This is a genomic window from Campylobacter sp. 1569, assembly GCF_024723675.1.
GTDB lineage: Bacteria > Campylobacterota > Campylobacteria > Campylobacterales > Campylobacteraceae > Campylobacter_D > Campylobacter_D jejuni_C.
Genome location: NZ_JANQDB010000008.1, coordinates 36,100 through 57,048 on the forward strand (window position 1 = coordinate 36,100; position 20,949 = coordinate 57,048).

The window sequence follows — 20,949 nt, forward strand, 5'->3', positions numbered from 1 at the left end:
AAATATATGCTTATTGCTTTTGGTGTTTATGTGATTTGGATTTTACTTTATTATAATTTTGCTTAAGATAATGATAGCTTAAAATAAAACTTGGTAATAAAAAAAGCGAACCAAATAAAAGCAAACTCATAGCTAAAACCGTAAGCAAACCAAAATAAATCGTTGGGATAAAATTACTGCTAATCATCACTAAAAAACCTAGAATAATCGTAACACTAGTATAATAAATCGCACTTCCTATGCCTATATGCGAAGCTTTTATAGCCTCTTCTAAGCTTTTATGTTTTAATTCTTCTTTAAAACGATGAATATAATGAATCATATCATCAACCCCTATTCCGATACAAATAGCAGCTATGGTAATACTCATAATATCAAGTGGTATATTCAAAATACCCATTAAGCCAAATACCAAAGCTAAAGGTATGAGATTGGCCAAAATCGCTACAAAAGCGTAAACAAAACTTCTAAAAATCACCACAAATAAAGCAAAAATAACAAGCACCACAAAGGCTAAAGTGTCAAATTGTGATGAAAAAAGACTTTGAAGCATATTATTATATAAAGGCATAATACCACTGATTTTAACCTCTACATTATCATTTTGCAAAAGCTCTTTTAAGTCTTTTTCAAGCTGTTTTAAAAAAACATCGCGTCTTAAATTTGGATCACTATCTAGCATACGCACGCTAAATCGCAACTCATTATTTTCTACACTTACAAAAGGGGTTAAAACTTGCTTTTTAAAATTCTCATCTAAATTTTCATATAAAAACGCTAAGGCAAAATCATCTAAAGCCTTACCATCATTAATGCTTTTTCCAAGCTCTAGCAAACTTTGCAAGCTAAGCACAGAACCTACATATTTTTGCTTACTTAAAAACTCATGAACCTTAGCAGCTATTCTTGTTTTTTCACTACTAAAAAAATACCTATCATCCTTAGCTAAATCATCAAATTCCTGTTCAAACTCATCTAAACTTTCATTTTGTTTTGGACCTTGCTTAAATTTGACAATCACATCTAAAGGCATAGTTCCACCTAGTTCTTTATCTATAATCAACAAACCTTGTTTAATCCTAGAACTATCTTTAAAATAACTCACAAAGCTATTTTCTACTTTAATTTGCAAAATTCCATACAAAGCAAAAGCCACACAAAATAAACTTATGCCATAGATAACTTTTCTATGTTTTAAACTTACATTTGCACAAAAACTTAAAAATTTCAACGAATTTTGATTAAGCTCTTTAAAATTTAAACGTGGCATTAATACCAAAATGCTTGCAAAATAAATATAAGCTAAAATCAAACTCACGCTGATACCAAGACTCATCATAATACCAAGTTTAATAATAGGCTCAATATCTGAAAAAACAAAACTTAAAAACCCAACAACTGTGGTTAAAATAGCAAAAAAGCTAGGACTTGCTTTATCAAGTAAGGTTGAGAGTAAAAGCTTATAAACACTAGCTTTTGGGTGTTTGTGTAAATTTTCTATAAAATGCACGATTAAGTGTATCACAACAGAAACAGTGATAATAAGCACTAAAGCTACATAGTTTGAAGATACCACAGTAATATCAAAGCCCAAAAGCGCGAAAATCCCGCTTGAAGTAAAAAGTGAAATCACACAAATTCCCAAAGCCAAAAACACCAAACGCAAAGAGCCAAAAAACCACCAAAGTGCTATAAATAAAAGTCCTACTAAACTAAGTCCATAAATTTTTAAGTCACTTTTTACATAATTAATCATATCATTAGCAATCATTTCTACACCGCCAAGGTGTAAAAAGTCTCCATTTTGACTATATTTAGATACTATTTTAGTGATTTTTTCTAATCTTTTTGCGCTAAATTCCCTTGAGCTTTCTTGGTGTTTTTTAATCAAGGCTCTAAAATGCTCTTTTTCATTTTCACTTTTTGCATTATCTCTTGAATTAATCAAGTCATTATAAACAAGATCAGGTGCTAGATAAATCAAAATTCCCGTTGTTTTTCCATCTTTCGAGATGATATTATTTTTATAAAAGGGTTGGTTTAAAATTTCTTTTTTAGCCAGATTAATATCCACATCTTGACTAAAAATATTAGGTATATTTTGGATAAGCTCTTTTAACTCTTTGCCTTTAGAACTTGCAAGCAAAGGCGCATTAGCGATAGAAAATACCTTTTGCACACCATTGATTTTTTCTAAATCAAGGGTTAAGTTTTTTATAGTTTCTAAATTTTCTTTAGTAAAAATATCTTTATTTTTAGGAGCAAAAGCAAGCATTAAAAAATTATCATTACCATAACGCGCTGAAACTTCTCTATATAGTTTCAAACCCTCATCATGCTCTAAAAGCAAGCTTTCAGCACTTGCATCAACACTTAAATTTTTAGCAAAAAAACTAAAAAATATACAAAAGACTAAAGTAATCCCCAAAGTTAGCTTTGGGAAATTAAGAAAGATTTTTAAAATTTTACTTAGCATTATTTAGAAAAATCAACACTAGAAAGCTTTTCAAGCAAGGTTTTAAAATCACCATTTTGCAAGACATCTTTAAATTGTGAGCGATAAGTTTGTATGATACTTATACCAAAAATATCTACATCATAAATTTGCCAATCATTATTTTTATCATAAAATTTAAAGATTACAAAATTTTCTTTGCCATCTACCATCATAGAAGTTTTCAAAAAGACTCTTTTGTTTTTTTCTTCTAAATTAATCACTTTTAATTTTTGAGAATCATACAAAGCAAGCTTATCTGTGAAACTTTTTTTAAGGTTTTTTTCAAAAGCTTTGTTAAATTCATTTTTTTCGTTTTCGCTTAATTTTTCATATCTTGTAGAAAGACTAAGTTTAGCCATAAGCTCATAATCAAAAACACCATCAAATAAAGCAAAGATTTTTTCCGCTGCTTTAGCTTTATTGTTTTTATTTTGATCTAAAATTTTTAAACTCTCATCGATCTTTTCTTGCATAGTTTTAGAAATATCTTGCAAATTTAGAGCAAAAGCAAATACTACACTACAAAGCAAAACTATGATTTTTTTCATTTTATCTCCTTATTTGATGAGTTCTTGGCGTCTTTGTTCATACGCATCGCGTATAAAAGTATAATAATCTACACTATTTTGGTAAATATCATCTATTTTTTCATACTCAAAACTTAATTCATTGAGTTTTAATGCAGCATTTACACCCACACCAACCCAAAAATTCTCAATATACCCCTCAGGCACCATAAACCAATTTACAGGTAAAGCTAAAGCATCTCTTACATTATAAGGACCTAAAAGTGGAAGTACTAAATGCGCTCCACTACCCACTCCCCATTTACCCAAAGTCGTTCCAAAATCAGCTTCATAACTTTTTAAAGAAGTTTTGCTCGCACTATCTAACAAACCAAAACCAAAAATCACATTTACACAAAATCTTCCAAATTCCTCACCAGCTTTTCTAAATTCTAAACTTAAAAGATGATTGATAAATCTAAAAGGTGATCTTGTGGTATCAAAAGCATTTTTCACACCTGTTCTTATAAAGCTTGGAGTAACACTTTTATAAGAAAGCACAACCGGTCTTAAAAAATAAGTATAAAGATCATAATTAAATTTACTCATAGCTTTATTATAGGTATAAAAGCTATCTTTGACTTCTTTTTTTTGATATTCTTGTTCAAAATCTTCAAAGTCATTTGCTAAAATCAAAGTGTTAAAAAATAAACACAAGGTTAGTATGTATTTTAACAAGCTTTTTCCTTTAATCTTATAAATTGAAATTTCAGATTATACAAAAATTAAAATAAATTTTTACATTAAAATGCTTTTAAAATATTCTTTAAAAAAATTAAAAATTTTTATTTGCTTATGAAATAAGTCTTAGAAAATATGCAAAAAATATAAATTTATTTTTGCTTTTAAAAATAAGCTATAATTTTTTCAAAATTTACTATTAAAAGGATAAAAAATGAAAAAAATTTTTACCCTACTTTTTTTGTGTATTTTTGGCTATAGTGCTGATGTAAATATCGCTGCAGCTGCAAATGTAGCTTATGCTTTTAAAGCCTTACAAAAAGAATTTCAAAAAGAAAACCCTGATATTAGTATCAATGTAAGCTTAGGCGCTAGTGGAAATTTAGTTTCGCAAATCAAAAATGGAGCGCCATTTGATATATTTATGGCTGCAAATATGAAATTTACACAAAGCTTGTATGATGATAATTTTGCTAGTACAAAACCTGTTATTTATGCTCAAGGAGCTTTAGCTTTACTCAGTGTTAGAATGGATTTAAGCAAAGGATTAGACACGCTTAAAGAAGAAAAAGTCAAAATCATCACCATAGCTAATCCCAAAGCTGCTCCTTATGGTCAAGCTAGCATAGAAACTTTACAAAATGCTAAAATTTATGAGCAAACAAAAACTAAAATCATCGAGGCAAAATCTATAGGAGAAGCACTTACTCAAACACTAAAAGCAGCCGATGTGGGTTTTATAGCAGCAAGTGCTTTATATGAAGATACGCTAAAATCTTATAAACTCCAAGAAGGAAAAAATTATATTTTAATCGATCCAAAGCTTTATGAACCAATCAATCAAGGCATTGTTATCACTTCTTATGGTAAAGATAATGCCAAAGCTAAGAAATTTTATGATTTTATTTTAAGCAAAAAGGCTAAGGAAATTTTCAAAGCTTATGGCTATAATATCCCATGATTAAAGCTAAAATAAATACTATAAAAAATCATGAAAATATAAACTGGGTAGAATTTCTTATAAATAAACATAAATTATTTATGCTTGCTTTAGAACTTGATGAAAAAGCAAGCATTGATCAAGAAGTTTTACTAGCTTTTAAAAGTAGCGAGTGCTTGCTTAGTAAAAAAAATTTAGAAAACTCATTTTTAAATACCTTTTATGCAAAAATCATTGATATTTTTCAAGGACAAATCATCACTATCATAAGATTAGAAAATGAAATTTGCACTTTCGAAGCTCAAATTAGTACCCATGAGTTTTTAGAACAAAATTATCAAAAAAATGATTTTGTATTTGCTTATGTACATCCTAGTGCTTTATTTATCAAAGAGTATTTATGTTAAAACTTGACTTTGAAAAAATCTTTAAAAATAAAGGAAAAGAATTTAAACTTAAGGTTAAATTTGAAGTTAAAGAAGGAGATTTTTGTGCTATTTTTGGAAAAAGTGGCAGTGGCAAAACTACGCTTTTGAGAATTTTAGCAGGTTTTGAAAAAGCACAAGGAATTTGCACTTTTAATAATACGATATTTTTTGATGATAAAAACTTTCTAAGCCCACAAAAAAGAAAACTTGGCTTTGTTTTTCAAGATTATGCTTTATTTGAAAATATGAATGTAGAGCAAAACTTACTTTTTGCCAAAAAAGATCTAAAATTTGCTAATGAGCTTTTAGAACTTTTAGATTTAAGCAAACACAAAAAAAGTCATATTTTAGAACTAAGCGGGGGACAAAAACAACGCGTAGCTTTAGCAAGAGCTATTATGCAAAAACCCAAACTTTTACTTTTAGATGAGCCATTTAGTGCCTTAGATAATGAGATAAAACTACACTTGCATGATTATCTTTTAAATATACATAAAACTTATAAAATCACTACTATTTTAATCAGCCATGATGTAAGTGAAGTTTATAAACTAGCTAACAAAGTCATCATTTTAGAAAATGGAGCCATCATCAAAGAAGGCTCGCCTAATGAAGTTTTTTTAAAGACACAAGGCTCGCAAAAATTTGCCATAAAAGCACGCATTTTAAAACTACAAAAACAAGATAGCATATTTATAGCCATACTTGCCATAGGTAATCAAATCAGCCAAGTAGCACTAAGCCCTTTAGAAGCTAAAGATTTTAAAGAAAATGATGAAGTGCTTTTAAGTCAAAAAGCTTTTGCGCTAAATTTAACTAAGATATAAAAAACAATGCTAAAATAAGATAAATTATTACAAGGTTATAAATGACTTATGGATTTTTTATCTTAAAATTTTACACTAGCTTATGGACAAAATGGAAGATAAGATTATCTTGTGGTTATTTTATAGCCCCTACTGCACCACCTTTTATCCTTTTATAGTTTCATTTTTAAATTAATTTAAAAGGATATAAAATGCATTGGTTAGTATTAGCAATTAGTATAGTTTTTGAAGTGATTGCAACAAGCTCGATGAAGTATGCAAGCATAAGTAAAAATAATCTTTATTTAATCGTTTTTGCGGTGTTTTTTTCATTTTCTTTAGTAGGTTTATTTTATGCTTTGAAAAAAATTGATTTAAGCATAGCTTATGCAACTTGGGCAGGTTGTGGTTTGGCATTAGTTAGCGTGGTGGGATTTTTAATCTTTAAAGAAGCAATAACTCTTAATAAAATCATTTTTATTATTTTAATCATCACTGGAGTGGTGGGATTAAAACTTAGTGCTTAAGCCTTTTGGCTTAAAGCACATTCATATTTTGTATCATTACTTTTGCTTTACATTCAGCACAGCAATATAGTGTTTTTATCTTAGCCTCATCGCCCATAAATCTTGGCTTCATAATGCTAGCAATTTTTTCAATGGCCTTTTTAGTAGCAAATTCTTTCCCACACTCTACACAAGCAAAAAGTTCATCTTGAGCTAAAACCATAAAAGAAAAATACTCTTTTTCTAGATCTATCCCACTTCTTTGAAGCATTAAAGTATCTTTTTCAGCACAACTTGCCTCACAATATCCACAGGTAGTACATAAGCTTGCATTAAATTTCAAAGAATTATCCTTAGCATCAGCCACTAAAGCTCCTACATTACAAGCTCCCACACAAGAAAGACATAAGGTACAGGTATCTGTATTGATAGTGATTTTTCCATAGCGTATCCATTCTTTGCTTGGGATATTGCCTAAATTTTCTTCTTTTATAAGCTCTCTTAATCTTATAGCAAAATCTTCTCTTTTTAAAAGCGCAGGATTATAAGATATAAATTTAAGATTTTCTATAAAATGCGCTTGTTTTATAGCCTCTAAAAGTTCTTTTTCATCTTTAGCTAGAAAAATTGCATTTTGTTTAAATTTTCTTTGAAAAATTTCATTCATCAAAGCTATCACTTCTAAAGCACCTTGCGATAAGCCATCACTATAAAAAATCACACTCGCACCACTTGTTTGAAGCATAGCTAAAAAATGTGCTTGATCAAGATAGCTTTCGCCTTTAATCATAAAAGGCATTACATCTTCTTTTAAAGTGATATTTAAATTTTCTATAGACATTTTCTCAGGGATAATTAAAATGATTTTATCTTCATAAAATTTTAAAATTTCATAAAAACTATTGCGTGGCATAGGTGCATAATCAAGCGCCCCACTAGGACAAATCCCCACACAATCACCACAGCTTAAACAATCCACATGGGAAAATTCTAATTTTCTTTGCTCATCATCTTTTAAAATAGCCACACTAGGACAAATTTCAGCACATTTTCCACAATGAATACTTCTTCTTTCATGGTATTGACAAATGCTATCATCATAACTAATATAATTTCTAAATTTATATTTTGGAGAATTAGAATTTAAAAGTTTTATAAGTTCTTCTTGACTTAAAGTAGTTAAATCATAACAACCACTTTGTTGATCAAAACTTTCTTTTTTTACATCATATAAGAAAAAATCACAATCAATCTCTACTTGCTCATCATCTTTTAAAGCTATCACGCAAAGCTCGCCCACGCAACCTAAAACACCCAAACATTGCTCATTGCTTAGTTTTAAAACCTTGTATTCTTGTTTTTTTAAGCTTTCTATAAGCTCATTTTGTTCCTCATTGCTTACAATAATTACATTTTTACCCACTTCTTTGGTGTATTCTAAATCAAGCCCTAAATCATAAACTTTAGATCTAATCTTATATAAAGACTCAATAGTTTTGGCTTTTTTAAGCACATCATCTTGTGAATTTTTAAGGTAAAAATTAATCTCAGGTGCATAAACTTCAGGGTTTAAAAGCTTTGAATTTCCTATAAAAACTTCTTCGTTACAGGCTTTTTGAACTATGCTAATATTATCACTTAAAGGAATTAAATCTTCATTTTCTAAAAATACAAAATCTTTCATAACACTCTCTTTTAAATTTTTTAATCTTAATTATATAAATTTCATTATAAAAAAGTTATAATTTTACTAATTTATTCTTAAGGTTTAAGATGAACAAATTTAGAAATTTTCCACCCATAAACACGCTTATAAATGATGAAAACTTGGCTAGCTACCCTTTGTATTTAAGATCTCATTTTGCAAAAATAGTTGTTTCAAATTGTAAAAAAGAACTAAGTAAAAATGAAAATTTAAATTTTAGCTTACAAGATTTACTAAGTAAAATTGCTCAAAGTATTGATGAGTTTTTAAATATGCAAAGCCAAAGTTTAATCAATGCTACTGGAGTTATCATACACACTAATCTTGGTCGTAGTATTATTGATGAGAGTATTTTTGAAAGAACTAAAGAAATCATCTGCTCTTATTCTAATTTAGAGTTTAACATGCAAAGTGGTAAAAGAGGTTCAAGGTATGACGCACTTAGTGCGAATTTAAAAATATTATTTGATTGTGAAGATTGTTTAGTTGTTAATAATAACGCCTCGGCTGTATTTTTGATCTTAAACACCTTAGCAAAAAATGAGGAAGTTATTACTTCAAGAAGTGAGCTAGTTGAAATTGGGGGAAATTTTAGAATTCCTGAAGTTATGCTAGCAGCTGGTGTTAAGCTAAAAGAAATAGGCACGACTAATAAAACTCATTTATATGATTATGAAAAAGCTATCAATGAAAATACTAAAATGATCTTGAAAACCCACCGCTCTAACTTTGCTTTTAAAGGATTTTTTGAAGAGGTGAGCTTAAGTGAAATTCACGCTTTAACAAAAAAGAAAAAACTCATATCTTATTATGATTTGGGTGCTGGATGGTGTGAAAAGATTAATAAACAACTTAGTAAAAATGAGCCGAGTGCAAAAGAGCTTTTAAAACATTGTGATATTTTAAGTTTTAGCGGCGATAAACTTTTTGGCTCTACTCAAGCAGGCATTATACTTGGAAAGAAAAAATACATTCAACAACTAAAGAAAAATCAACTTCTAAGAATGCTAAGGGTTGATAAAATCACTCTAGCTTTTTTAAATGAAACTACCAAAGCATACTTAGAAAAAGAATATGAAAAAATTCCCACGCTAAAACTTTTAAATGATGATTTAAAAACCATAGAAAAAAAGGCACTCTTTGTCAAAGAAAAAATTCCTATTAAATGTGAGTTGAAAGCTTCTAAAAGTTTAGTAGGTGGTGGATCTATGCCTGATAAAAGCTTAGATACTTTTGTGTTAAGTTTTGATGAAAAAGCTTTGCTTTTACAAGAAAAATTTAGAAAAAAAGGCGTGATCGGCCGTGTTGAAAATGGGCATTTTGTGCTAGATTTTAGAAGTATTTTAGAAAAAGATTTAAATAAAATAATAAGCATTATTAAAGAGGTATTTCATGCATAGTATCATCATAGGCACTGCTGGGCATATTGACCATGGTAAAACTTCGCTTATTAAAGCTTTAAATGGTTTTGAGGGTGATGATTTAAAAGAAGAGCAAGAAAAAGGCATTACGATTAATCTTAGCTTTTCAAATTTAAAAAGTGAAAATTTAAACATTGCTTTTATTGATGTGCCTGGGCATGAAAGTTTGATTAAAACTATGATAAGTGGTACTTTTGGCTTTAGAGTATGTATGTTTGTCATAGATATAAACGAGGGTTTAAAGGCTCAAAGTATAGAGCATTTAAGGGTTTTGGAATTTTTAGGTGTAAAAGATGTGGTGCTTATTTTGAGTAAGGTTGATTTATGCAAGGATTTAGCACAAAAACAAGTAGAGCTTTTAAAAGAATTAAAAGCCTTTAAAATCAATATCTTAAAAGTTTTTCCAACAAGCATTTATGATGAGCAAAGTATATTAAATTTAAAAAACTATCTACTTAGTTTAAAGCCTAAAGAAAATGATGAAAATTTAATTTTTAGATACTACATTGATAGAGTTTTTTCTCTAAAAGGTATAGGAACGGTAGTAACAGGAAGCTTAAATGAAGGAAAAATCAGCAAAAATGAAAAAATCTTTTGCCTTGAAAATCAAAAAGATATCATTGTAAAAAATATACAAATTCATGAAGAAAATGTTTTAGAAGCAAAAGCTTATAATAGAGTTGCTTTGAGTTTAAATTGTGATTATCATGAGTTAAAAAAAGGCTATGTATTAAGCAAAAAAGGTGTTTTTAAAAGCTTTAAAAGTATCGATGGAGTAGTTTTTAATACAGAGATTAAACACGGGAGTATTTTAGAATTTTGTAGTGGCTCAAAAAAGCTTAATGCAAAAATTAATGTAATCAAAGAATTTGAAGATAAAACTTATATTAGCTTAGAGTTTGATAAAAACTTACCTTTGTGTTTTGATGATAAATTTATCTTGCTTGAAAATGGGCGTATTAAAAGTGGTGGCGTGGTATTAAATGCAGTGAGTGAGCCTTTAAAAAAAGATATAAAAGCTAAGTATCTAGCACTTTTAGAACAAAAAGATTTTAAAAAAGTATTTGAGTTTTTAAAACAAACTCACAAACTTGGCTTTGGCTTACTTTCAAGTTATCAACGCTTTAAACTCACTCATGAGCAAGCCCTAAACCTAGCAAAAAGTTTAGATCATGTTTTTGTCGATGAGCAAGCTTTAAATGTGTATGATTTAAATGCTATGCAAACTTTAAAAGAATTTATTAATTTTATTTTCTCTAAAAATCCTTATGCTTTAATCTCTCCTCATTCTATCGCCTTAAGGCTTAGCTGGGCAAGTGAGAGCTTTTGTGCTTATGTGCTCAAGCAAATGCAAGAAAAATTAGATTTTAAAGATGGCATATGGTTTTTAAAAGGACAAGATTTTGAAAAACTACAAGAAAAGGCTCATTGTGAGCTTTATGAAATTTTAAAAAAAGAAGGTATAAAACCTACCGCACCTTATAATCTTTATGAGTATTTAGAACTTGATAGGAAAAATGGAGATCTTATCTTAAAAAAACTCACTAAAGAAAACAAAGTCAAAAGATTAGCGCATAATCTTTTTATAGAAAAAAATGCTCTTGAAAATCTCATGCAAGAGTTTTTAAAACTTTTACAAAATCATCATTTAGATGTAGCTTTTGTAAAAAATCATTTTCAAATTTCAAGAAAATATGCCATAGCTTATTTAGAATACCTTGATAAAAACTATCCTCAAGTGATAAAAATTGAGGAAAAAAGAATGTTAAAAGCCTAAGTGTTAAAATTTACATTTTATAATGTATAAAAATTTAAAATAAAGGAAAAAAATGAAAAAATCTTTAGCTCTTTTAACTCTTGCTAGCTCTTTATTTGCTGCAAGTAATGAAGAAATTATTAATTTTTTTAAAAAAAATCCAAATTTATCAAATGCAAACATTAGTGTTTCTAGTAGAGAAAAAATTCCTGATACTAACTTTGAAGCTGTGATAGTTAATTTTGAAATTAGTGGTAAAAATTTCCAAGAAATCGTTTTCACTCAAGATAATATCATCACAACTGAAGTAATTGATGTAAAAAAAGGTGAGTTTTATTCTCAAATTTATCAAGCAAAACTTATGGAAAAACAACAAGCTGAATTTTCAAAAAAAGCTCTAGTGGAACTTAAAAAAGAAAAAATGTTTATTTCTTTAGGCGATAAAAATAAACCTTTACTTTATGTATTTAGTGATCCAGAATGTCCATATTGTAGAATGCATTTAGATAAAATAGAAGAAACACTAAAAACCCATCAAGTGAAATTTATCTTAACCCCTATCCATGATACTAGTGCTTTTGAAAAATCTGCATTAATTTATAAAGAAAGTAAAAATGCTAAAGACGATACACAAAAAATTGCCATTATGAAAAAATACTATGATAAAGATATAAAAGATTATAAAAAACCTAGTGAAGCTGAGGTTAAAGCAGTAAGAGAAACTTTTGCAAAATACTCTAAACTTGGTCTTCGTGCCGTACCAACCATAATCGATGCTCAAAAATAATCTTTTCTTACTTGTGCTTGCACTATTTTTAAGTGCTTGCACAGGTCCTATGCAAACTTTTATCCAAACAAACAATGAAGGTATTTTCCTGCATGCTAATAAAAATCAAAGTTTTTCTTTACACATCAACAACCCTTCAAAATTAAACACAAATTTAGAAGCTAAGCTCACTCAAAAATTACAAAATTTAGGATTGGTTTTAAATAATGAACAAAGTGATTATAAAATTTACATCAATATAGTAGATTTTAAGAAATTTTCCTATGCGCAAAGACTAATTGCTTCTAATGCGAGATTTTTTTATAATGACTTTGATAAAATAGATGATGTTTTTGAAATGGAAGTAGAAAATTACTATCTTTTACAAGTTAATTTACAAATTAGCTCCAAAAACTCTACTCAAAGCACCTCGCTTTTAGCAAGAACTGCTTATCTTAGCAATATAGACAGAGCCAAAGAGTCTTTAGAGGAAAAAATTGCTAATCAAATAACAAGCTTTTTTTATATGCGTTAAAGATGGCATTTAAGCCATCTTTTTTAAATATAACCATGATCAATCATCGCATCAGCTACTTTTTTAAAGCCTGCTATATTTGAGCCTACTACTAAATTTCCTTCATGATTATAAGCTTTTGCACACTCATATGAATTTTCAAAAATATTTTTCATAATCTTATGCAATTTTGCATCAACTTCCTCAAAACTCCATTGGCACATACTTGCATTTTGTTGCATTTCAAGTTGAGAAGTCGCTACTCCACCTGCATTTGCAGCTTTAGCTGGAGCAAATAAAAAGTCTTTTTGATTTAACATAAAATCAATCGCTTCAAGTGTGCTTGGCATATTAGCCCCCTCTGCTACCATGCGACAACCATTGTGATATAAGATTTTAATATCCTCTAAATTTAACTCATTTTGCGTAGCACTTGGAAAAGCTATATCACAAGGTATACTCCATACTCCATTACAACCTTGTTTATATGCACTTTTTGGAGTAAAAACAGCACCTTTTTTAAGCACTGCATAATCACTCACCCTAGCTCTTTTTACTTCTTTAATTTCTTTTAATAAATCCAAATCTATTCCATCTTTATCATAAACAAATCCATCACTATCGCTTATTGTGATTGCTTTTGCTCCAAGTTGGTGTAATTTTTCTATGGTATAAATTGCCACATTTCCACTACCTGAGACTGCACACTCTTTTCCTTCTAATGCATTGTTATATTTTGCTAGCATTTCTTGAGTAAAATACACACAACCATATCCTGTTGCTTCTGTTCTTGCTAAACTTCCACCCCATGGAATTTTCTTTCCCGTTAAGGTTCCATCAAAATTAGAGCTAATTTTCTTATAAGCTCCGAACATATATCCAATTTCCCTAGCACCAACCCCTATATCACCCGCTGGCACATCAGTACTTGCACCTATGATTTTTGAAAGTTCAGCCATAAAAGCTTGACAAAAACGCATAATTTCTGCTTCACTTTTACCTTTAGGATCAAAATTTGCTCCACCTTTAGCACCGCCTATCATTAAACCCGTTAAAGAGTTTTTGAAAATTTGTTCAAAACCTAAAAATTTCAAAACATCTAAATTCACACTAGGATGAAATCTAAGTCCACCTTTATAAGGTCCTAAACTAGAGTTAAACTGTACTCTATAGCCAAAATGTGTTTGAGCTTTACCTGCATCATTAATATATACAACTCTAAATATAGTTGTTTTTTCAGGCATTACAATACGCTCTAATATTGCATGATCTTGGTAAGTTTTATTAGATTCAAGTAAAGGTTCTAAAGAATTTAATACCTCAGTTACTGCTTGAAAAAAGATAGGTTGTCTTGGGGAAATTGTTTGAATTTTTTCTAAAGTTTCGTTGATATATTGTTTAGCCATACTCATAAATTGTCCTTTTTATAGTATCTTGCTGCTTGTTTTAGCTAAAAATTTTTTTAGCGCCATTTGCTCCTTTGTTCCTATTTTGTAGTAAATTAGCTTTAAGTATGCACTAATTTCCTTTTGAGAAAGATTTCTTGATTTAGAATAATCTAACAAAATATATTGTGGAATGAAAATTTTACTTTTTGTGAAATTTTTCATCATTTTTTTATAAATAGAAAAATTTTTAACGCAAGAAAAACGTGCAAAAACAAAAGGTAATTTTGTCTTTTCATACCATAATTCACACAAATCAATATAATCTTTTGGATTTTGCAAATAAAGTTTTAAAGCCTTATCACCGATGATAACCTCCCCTTTTTGCTTTAAAACTTTTGCAAGAGCATTAGAAGTTGCAGAACTTGCATCTTCTTTGCTTTGAGAATGTTTTTTCACTAAAACGCTTTTTACCTTTTTGCTTGCGCAAATTCCCACATTTAAGGTTTTGTATTTTTTTCTACGACTTTCAATACTTGAAATAATCGCTGCATCAATGCGTCTAAAATACAAATGGCGATTTAGCTTACTAGGAACCCCTTTTTTGTATTCTGTAGTTTGCTTAACATAGCTAGGAAAAGCTGTTTTTTTAAGATAGATATGTAAAGGGAGTAAATTAAGATAATCTATCTTTCCAAAAATCATCTTAGCCTTTCTATGATTAAGTACTAGTATCCTATAAAAAAATATCTTAAATATAAATTAATTTAATTAAAAATATAATCAATACTAAAATTTATATCAAATTTTAACATTTAGTGTAAGAAATTATTTTATTACTTAATTTTATTGGATTGAAAATTATAAATCGAAAAGTCAAACTAAAAGATTGAAAATAAAAATTAAGTTTTATTCAAAAAATTATTTTAAATAAAACTTAATATAAAAAAATTATTGTAAACTTGCTAAATATTTTTGATAATCAAATTCTTTTACCAAAGCCACTCCATCTTCAACCGCAGCTTTTGCCACAGCAGCACTAACTACAGCTTTTACCCTGCTATCAAATGGTTTTGGTATCACATAATCTCTGCCAAAGCTAAGCTCTTCTACACCATAAGCTTGTTTTACCTCATCAGTTGCTTCAAGTTTAGCCAAATCAGCCAAAGCTTTCGCAGCGGCAACTTTCATATTTTCGGTGATTTTAGTCGCTTTTACATCTAAAGCTCCTCTAAAGATAAAAGGAAAACCTAAAACATTATTAATTTGATTTGGATAATCACTTCTACCTGTTCCAACTATAGCATCATTTCTAACTCTTTTAACATCTTCAGGCATTACTTCAGGTACAGGATTAGCTAGCGCAAAAATCACAGGATCTTTAGCCATACTTAAAATCATCTCATCATCTAAAATCTTAGGTGCACTCAAACCCAAAAATACATCAGCGCCTTTTAAGGCCTCTCTTAAAGTACTATCTTTAGTATCGCTTACAAATTCTAGTTTGTATTTATTTAAATCATCTCTTTGGGTATTAATCACACCTTTGCTATCTACTAAAACGATATTTTTAACCCCTAAATTTCTATACATTCTAGCACTTGCAATACCCGCTGCACCCGCACCACTTACCACTACTTTAATATCTTCAAATTTTTTACCGCTAATTTCCATAGCATTCATTAATCCTGCTGTAGAAATGATTGCAGTTCCGTGTTGATCATCATGCATTACAGGAATTCCAAGATCTTGCAAAGCAGCTTCTATTTCAAAGCATTTTGGTGCTGAAATATCCTCTAAATTGATCCCTCCAAAAGTAGGCGCTATAGCTTTACAAAAAGTAGCAATCTCATCTACACTATGAGCGTTGATTTCTAAATCATAAGCATTAACATTAGCAAATTTTTTAAACAAACAAGCCTTTCCTTCCATCACAGGCTTACTTGCACTTGCTCCTATATTGCCAAGCCCCAAAACCGCACTACCATCACTTACTATAGCAACTAAATTAGCTTTGTTAGTGTATTTATAAGCTAAAGTTTCATCTTTTGCTATCTCAACACAAGGTTCAGCAACCCCTGGAGAATAAGCCAAGGATAAATCATGCGCACTATCCATAGGCTTTCTAGCAACAATATCTACTTTACCACCTAAGTGGTATTCTAAAGCCTCTTCTTTTAAATTCATTATTTCCCCTTCATGTAAGTTAGTAAATTTTCTATTCTAAGCTTAGCTTTTTGCACTCCTAAAAATTCTAATACTTCAAAAATACTAGGACTTACCGAGCTTCCAGTGAGTGCAATGCGTATGGCTTGAGCTAGATCTTTTAACTTAAGATTATTTTCTTCTAAGAATTGATTAGTTAATTCTTCAAATTCACAAGCATTTTTTTGCTCATTTAAAACCATAGCGTATTTTTCCAAATAAGTTAAATTTGTTACATTAAGAAATTTGTCTACAGCCTTTTGATCATATTCTTTTGGGTCATTTAGTAACACTTTAGCCCCGCTAATAATATCATGCAGGGTTTTAGCTCTCTCTCTTAACATATCCAGTAAAAATCCTGCTTTTTCATACTGACTTAAATCAAATCCTAAATCTTTTAATTGTCTATTGATTTCTTCAAAAGGTAAAGTTTTAATATAATGAGCATTAAGCCATTCTAGCTTTTTAAAATTATAACAAGAAGCGCTTTTATTGATATGATTTGGATCAAAAAGTTCTTGCATACTTTCTAAAGAAAAAATCTCATCATCACCATGACTCCAACCAAGACGCACTAAAAAATTAAGCAAGGCTTGAGGCAAAATTCCCATATTTTTATATTCCATCACATCAGTTGCTCCATGACGCTTAGAAAGTTTTTTACCATCTTCACCATGTATCATAGCCACATGATAAAATTTAGGAATTTTAAAGCCTAGTGCCTCATAAAGAACGATTTGTTTTGGAGTATTTGATAAATGATCATCTCCTCTTATAACATCGCTCACACCCATTAGTGCATCATCAATTACAACGGTTAAATTATAAATTGGGCTACCATCACTTCTTGCGATTACAAAATCATCTAAAATATCTTCAGCCTTAAAACTAACCTCGCCTTTAATACCATCTATAAATTTAATCTCTCCACTTTGTGGTGCTTTTATACGCACTACAGGCTCAATACCACTTGGCGGAGTTCCTTTAAAATCTCTATATCTACCATCATATTTTGGGCGCTCTTTAGCTGCTTCTTGCTTAGCTCTTAACTCATCAAGCTCTTCTTTACTCATATAACAATAATAAGCCTTACCCTCATCTAATAATTTTTGAATGTATTTTTTATAAATATCAAATCTTTGGGATTGATACTCAATCGTCCCATCATAATCAAGTCCGCACCATTTAAATGCTTCTATAATAGCTTGTGTAGCTTCTTGTGAATTTCTTTTTAAATCCGTATCCTCAATACGCAATAAAAATTTACCCTTATTTTTTCTTGCATAAAGATAATTATATAAAGCCGTTCTAAGCCCTCCTATGTGCAAATATCCTGTTGGAGAAGGAGCAAAACGTGTTGTAATTTCTTGCATATTTTTACCTTTTTTAAATTTTTATTGTTATAATGCTATATTTACACTTAAATAAAGGTTTCATATGAGAAAATTTTTAATATCTTGTTGTTTTGCTGCAAATATTTTATATGCTCAAACCATTGGCGGTGTGGCAATGGTAGTAGAAAATCAACCTATTACTCTTTATGATATAGAACAAACCATGAAAGAATTAAAAACCAATGATAAGCAAAAGGCTATAGCATTTTTAGTAGATGATAAAGTTCAACAAAGTGAAGTTAAAAAGCTAGGAATTTATGTAAGCACTTTTGAGCTTAATGAAAAATTAGCCCAAATAGCAAAAGGCAATAAAACTGACATCAATGGTTTGCAAGCAAAGATAGAAAAAGATGGTTTAAGTTTTGAAGTTTTTAAAAACAAAGTTAGAAAAGATCTTGAAAGAGAAAAACTTTATAGAAGCATAATGCAAAATGCAAAAATCAATATTGACGATGAAACACTAAAACATTTTTATGAAAGCAATCTTGATAAATTTAGCACTTTTTCAAACATAGACTTAGTTGTTTACAATTCTACCAATCCTGAACTTTTACAACAGCTTGCACAAAACCCTATGTATAAAAATTCTCAGATTAAATCAAAGGCCATTAGTTTAAATGCGGCTAGTTTAGATCCAAGATTACTTGCTTTGTTAAATAATACAAAAATAGGAGAATTTACTCCAGTATTAAATGGTGAAAATGCTTATATAGTGTATTTTGTAAAAGAAAAATATGGCAAAAACCCTATCGAATTTGATTTAATCAAAGACCAAGTTAGTAATGTTTACACTCTAACCCAAAGAGAACAAGCCTTAAAAAATCATCTTGATAAAATAAGAGCAAACGCTCATATAGAGGAATTAAGATAGGTTAAACCTATCTTAAATTAATGTCTTGAAAGATAATTTGTATCATAATTATTATTGATAAAATCTGCATTATCCATCATCGCTAAATGAAAATCTTTGGTTGTTTTTATTCCACCTACAATAAGCTCTTGCAAGGCTATTTTCATTTTAGCTATAGCTGTGTTTCTATCTTCTCCCCAAACAACTAATTTTCCAATCATAGAATCATAATAAGGAGGCACACTATAATCTTGATAACAATGGCTTTCCATTCTAACATTACGTCCTGCTGGAGCTACGTATTTTGTGATTTTACCTGGGCAAGGTAAGAAAGTTTTAGAATCTTCTGCAGTAATTCTACATTCTATAGAATGACCCTTAAGTTTAATTTCTTCTTGTTTTGGTAAAGGATACCCTTCTGCTACTTTAATCATAAGCTCGATAATATCTACCCCACTTACCATTTCACTCACACAATGCTCAACCTGCAAACGCGTATTCATTTCAATAAAATAAAAATCTAAATTTTTATCTACTAAAAACTCAAAAGTTCCCGCACCTTCATAATCAATAGCTTTCGCAGCTTTAACTGCTGTTTCATGAAGTCTTGCTCTTGTTTTTTCATCTAGTAAAATTGCAGGAGATTCTTCTATAAGTTTTTGATGGCGTCTTTGCATAGAGCAATCTCTCTCACCCAAATGTATCACATTACCAAAGCTATCTCCTATGATTTGCACTTCTATATGACGTGGGTTTTGGATATATTTTTCCATATACATAGTGCCATCGCCAAAAGCACTCATAGCTTCACTTTCTGCCGACCAATAAGCTTTTTCTAAATCTTTTTCATCTTCAACTACACGCATACCACGGCCACCACCACCTGCTGCTGCTTTTAAAATCACAGGATAACCTATTTCTTTAGCAAGCTTTTTAGCCGCCTCAACCCCACCTAAAGCTCCATCACTTCCTGGGATTACAGGCACGCCGGCTCTTTGCATTACTTGTTTTGCTTTACTTTTATCACTCATTAGCGCCATAGCAGCTACTGAAGGACCTATAAATTTGATATTATGTTTTGCACAAATTTCAACAAAATTTTGATTTTCACTTAAAAATCCATATCCTGGAAAAATCGCATCAGCTTCGCTAATTTCAGCCGCACTAATAATAGCTGGGATATTTAAATAACTTTCTGAACTTCTAGCATTTCCTATGCAAATACTCGCATCAGCATATTTTAAATACAAAGCGTCTTTATCTGCGGTAGAATACACACAAATTGCTTTTTTTCCCATTTCTTTTACAGTTCTTAAAGCTCTTAATGCAATTTCTCCACGATTTGCTATTAAAACTTTTTTAATTTCCATTTTATAATTTCTCCACCACAAATAAAGGCATACCAAATTCTACAGGCTGACCATCTGCAACTAATACTTCTACTATCCTACAATCATATTCAGCTTCGATTTCATTCATGATTTTCATCGCTTCAATAATTGCTATAGTGCTTCCTTTTTTAATAGTTTGTCCTGCTTTAGCAAAAGGCGCTGCACCTGGGCTTGGAGCTTGATAAAAAGTACCTACCATAGGGCTGTTGATAGTTGGCTTATTAGAAGAGTTTGAGCTTGCTTTGGTTTCATTAACTACATTCACATTAATTGGCTGTGGGGCTGGAGTAACAGGAGCTGGAGCTGGTAATTCACAACACATATCTCTTTCAAGTTCTATTTCAAATCCATCTTGTTCTTTTATTTTAATCTTGCTTATATTTGCTTCTGCAAAAAGTTGCATTAGTTCTTTGATTTCTTCTTTTGTCATATATTCTCCTTAATTTATAAGACTTAATTTATAATTATATATAAAAATACTAAAAATAACTTCAATTATTTATTTTTTACTTTTATTTTAAGATATAATTTAAAAATTCACTTTAATTATAAAGGACAAAAATGGGCTTAAAAGCAGATAATTGGATCAAAAAAATGGCATTAAAACACAATATGATAGAGCCATTTTGCGAAGCAAATATAGGTAAAGGTATAGTTAGTTATGGGCTTTCAAGCTATGGATATGATATAAGAGTTGGAAGAGAATTTAAGATTTTTACTAATGTAAATTCCACTGTTGTAGATCCTAAAAATTTTGTAGAGGAAAATGTAGTAGATTTTGTAGGCGATGTATGTATAGTACCTGCAAATTCTTTCGCACTTGCAAGAACGGTTGAGTATTTTAAAATGCCAAATGATGTTTTGGCTATTTGTCTTGGCAAAAGCACTTATGCAAGATGTGGTATCATAGTAAATGTAACCCCTTTTGAGCCAGGTTTTGAAGGACATATCACTATAGAAATTTCAAACACAACCCCACTACCTGCTAAAATTTATGCTAATGAGGGTATAGCTCAAGTTTTATTTTTACAAGGAGATGAGCCTTGTGATGTAACATATGCTGATAAAAAAGGCAAATACCAAGCCCAAACAGGTATAACTTTACCAAGAATTTTAAAATAATTTTATTTTCAGCCGA

Annotated in this window: 20 protein-coding genes; 10 read left to right on the plus strand and 10 right to left on the minus strand. The window is 29.9% G+C overall.

Annotation, left to right across the window (positions count from 1 at the left end; genetic code table 11):
* Positions 1-10 precede the first annotated feature (10 nt).
* From CAMP5060_RS05330 to CAMP5060_RS05340, 3 genes are read right to left on the minus strand one after another with little or no spacing between them, the layout of a single operon-like run.
* Positions 11-2,476, minus strand: a complete 2,466-nt coding sequence (locus CAMP5060_RS05330) for an MMPL family transporter (RefSeq protein WP_087700466.1) — start codon at positions 2,474-2,476, stop codon at positions 11-13.
* Positions 2,476-3,045 carry a Tgt2/MlaC family protein gene (locus CAMP5060_RS05335; protein WP_261530410.1) on the minus strand — a complete coding sequence of 190 codons (570 nt, stop codon included), beginning with the start codon at positions 3,043-3,045 and terminating at the stop codon, positions 2,476-2,478. The genes CAMP5060_RS05330 and CAMP5060_RS05335 overlap by 1 nt, the downstream gene beginning before the upstream one ends.
* Before the next feature lie 9 nt (positions 3,046-3,054).
* Positions 3,055-3,741 (minus strand): MlaA family lipoprotein, encoded by a 687-nt coding sequence (locus CAMP5060_RS05340; protein WP_087700468.1) that lies wholly within the window; start codon positions 3,739-3,741, stop codon positions 3,055-3,057.
* A 217-nt stretch (positions 3,742-3,958) separates the two neighbouring features.
* Between CAMP5060_RS05340 and modA the strand changes: the two genes are divergently transcribed.
* The 4 genes from modA (at position 3,959) to CAMP5060_RS05360 (ending at position 6,445) form a co-directional block, all read left to right on the plus strand.
* On the plus strand, positions 3,959-4,705 hold the full coding sequence (gene modA, locus CAMP5060_RS05345) for a molybdate ABC transporter substrate-binding protein (protein WP_337218027.1): 747 nt from the start codon (positions 3,959-3,961) through the stop codon (positions 4,703-4,705).
* A complete protein-coding gene (locus CAMP5060_RS05350) occupies positions 4,702-5,091 on the plus strand; it encodes a hypothetical protein (protein ID WP_039628889.1) in 390 nt (129 codons plus the stop codon). Before modA ends, CAMP5060_RS05350 begins: the two co-directional genes overlap by 4 nt.
* The gene (locus CAMP5060_RS05355) at positions 5,085-5,939 is read left to right on the plus strand and encodes an ABC transporter ATP-binding protein (protein ID WP_337218028.1); all 855 of its coding nucleotides are present in this window, start codon (positions 5,085-5,087) and stop codon (positions 5,937-5,939) included. The genes CAMP5060_RS05350 and CAMP5060_RS05355 overlap by 7 nt, the downstream gene beginning before the upstream one ends.
* Positions 5,940-6,130: 191 nt before the next feature.
* The gene (locus CAMP5060_RS05360; protein ID WP_087700472.1) at positions 6,131-6,445 is read left to right on the plus strand and encodes a DMT family transporter; all 315 of its coding nucleotides are present in this window, start codon (positions 6,131-6,133) and stop codon (positions 6,443-6,445) included.
* 10 nt (positions 6,446-6,455) lie between these two features.
* On the opposite strand, the gene CAMP5060_RS05365 is transcribed toward CAMP5060_RS05360, so the two are convergent.
* The gene (locus tag CAMP5060_RS05365) at positions 6,456-8,108 is read right to left on the minus strand and encodes a 4Fe-4S dicluster domain-containing protein (protein ID WP_214100204.1); all 1,653 of its coding nucleotides are present in this window, start codon (positions 8,106-8,108) and stop codon (positions 6,456-6,458) included.
* Between the two features lie 89 nt (positions 8,109-8,197).
* On the opposite strand from CAMP5060_RS05365, the gene selA reads away from it, so the two are divergent.
* The 4 genes from selA to CAMP5060_RS05385 are packed head-to-tail and all read left to right on the plus strand — an operon-like array spanning position 8,198 to position 12,607.
* The gene (selA, locus tag CAMP5060_RS05370; RefSeq protein ID WP_214100205.1) at positions 8,198-9,529 is read left to right on the plus strand and encodes an L-seryl-tRNA(Sec) selenium transferase; all 1,332 of its coding nucleotides are present in this window, start codon (positions 8,198-8,200) and stop codon (positions 9,527-9,529) included.
* Positions 9,522-11,327 carry a selenocysteine-specific translation elongation factor gene (gene selB, locus CAMP5060_RS05375; RefSeq protein ID WP_337218029.1) on the plus strand — a complete coding sequence of 602 codons (1,806 nt, stop codon included), beginning with the start codon at positions 9,522-9,524 and terminating at the stop codon, positions 11,325-11,327. The genes selA and selB overlap by 8 nt, the downstream gene beginning before the upstream one ends.
* Before the next feature lie 52 nt (positions 11,328-11,379).
* Positions 11,380-12,093 (plus strand): thioredoxin fold domain-containing protein, encoded by a 714-nt coding sequence (locus CAMP5060_RS05380; protein WP_214100206.1) that lies wholly within the window; start codon positions 11,380-11,382, stop codon positions 12,091-12,093.
* Complete coding sequence (locus CAMP5060_RS05385; RefSeq protein WP_214100207.1) at positions 12,080-12,607, plus strand: hypothetical protein; 528 nt, start codon at positions 12,080-12,082, stop codon at positions 12,605-12,607. Before CAMP5060_RS05380 ends, CAMP5060_RS05385 begins: the two co-directional genes overlap by 14 nt.
* 23 nt (positions 12,608-12,630) lie before the next feature.
* On the opposite strand, the gene gdhA is transcribed toward CAMP5060_RS05385, so the two are convergent.
* From gdhA to gltX, 4 genes are all read right to left on the minus strand, one after another.
* The gene (gene gdhA, locus CAMP5060_RS05390) at positions 12,631-13,998 is read right to left on the minus strand and encodes an NADP-specific glutamate dehydrogenase (RefSeq protein WP_087700478.1); all 1,368 of its coding nucleotides are present in this window, start codon (positions 13,996-13,998) and stop codon (positions 12,631-12,633) included.
* A gap of 12 nt (positions 13,999-14,010) precedes the next feature.
* Positions 14,011-14,676 (minus strand): MqnA/MqnD/SBP family protein, encoded by a 666-nt coding sequence (locus CAMP5060_RS05395; RefSeq protein ID WP_087700479.1) that lies wholly within the window; start codon positions 14,674-14,676, stop codon positions 14,011-14,013.
* 246 nt (positions 14,677-14,922) lie between these two features.
* Positions 14,923-16,158 carry a malic enzyme-like NAD(P)-binding protein gene (locus CAMP5060_RS05400; RefSeq protein WP_337218030.1) on the minus strand — a complete coding sequence of 412 codons (1,236 nt, stop codon included), beginning with the start codon at positions 16,156-16,158 and terminating at the stop codon, positions 14,923-14,925.
* Positions 16,158-17,549: a glutamate--tRNA ligase gene (gene gltX / locus CAMP5060_RS05405; protein WP_039642190.1), complete on the minus strand. Its 1,392-nt coding sequence runs from the start codon at positions 17,547-17,549 to the stop codon at positions 16,158-16,160. The genes CAMP5060_RS05400 and gltX overlap by 1 nt, the downstream gene beginning before the upstream one ends.
* 64 nt (positions 17,550-17,613) lie before the next feature.
* Between gltX and CAMP5060_RS05410 the strand changes: the two genes are divergently transcribed.
* Complete coding sequence (locus CAMP5060_RS05410; protein WP_337218031.1) at positions 17,614-18,441, plus strand: peptidylprolyl isomerase; 828 nt, start codon at positions 17,614-17,616, stop codon at positions 18,439-18,441.
* Between the two features lie 17 nt (positions 18,442-18,458).
* Here CAMP5060_RS05410 and CAMP5060_RS05415 read toward each other — a convergent pair whose 3' ends face one another.
* A complete protein-coding gene (locus CAMP5060_RS05415; protein WP_039619123.1) occupies positions 18,459-19,790 on the minus strand; it encodes an acetyl-CoA carboxylase biotin carboxylase subunit in 1,332 nt (443 codons plus the stop codon).
* 1 nt (position 19,791) lies between these two features.
* Positions 19,792-20,241, minus strand: coding sequence for an acetyl-CoA carboxylase biotin carboxyl carrier protein (gene accB, locus CAMP5060_RS05420; RefSeq protein WP_214100210.1), 450 nt, complete (start codon positions 20,239-20,241; stop codon positions 19,792-19,794).
* A gap of 131 nt (positions 20,242-20,372) precedes the next feature.
* Between accB and dcd the strand changes: the two genes are divergently transcribed.
* Complete coding sequence (dcd, locus tag CAMP5060_RS05425) at positions 20,373-20,933, plus strand: dCTP deaminase (RefSeq protein WP_214135933.1); 561 nt, start codon at positions 20,373-20,375, stop codon at positions 20,931-20,933.
* The last annotated feature ends 16 nt before the right edge of the window (positions 20,934-20,949 follow it).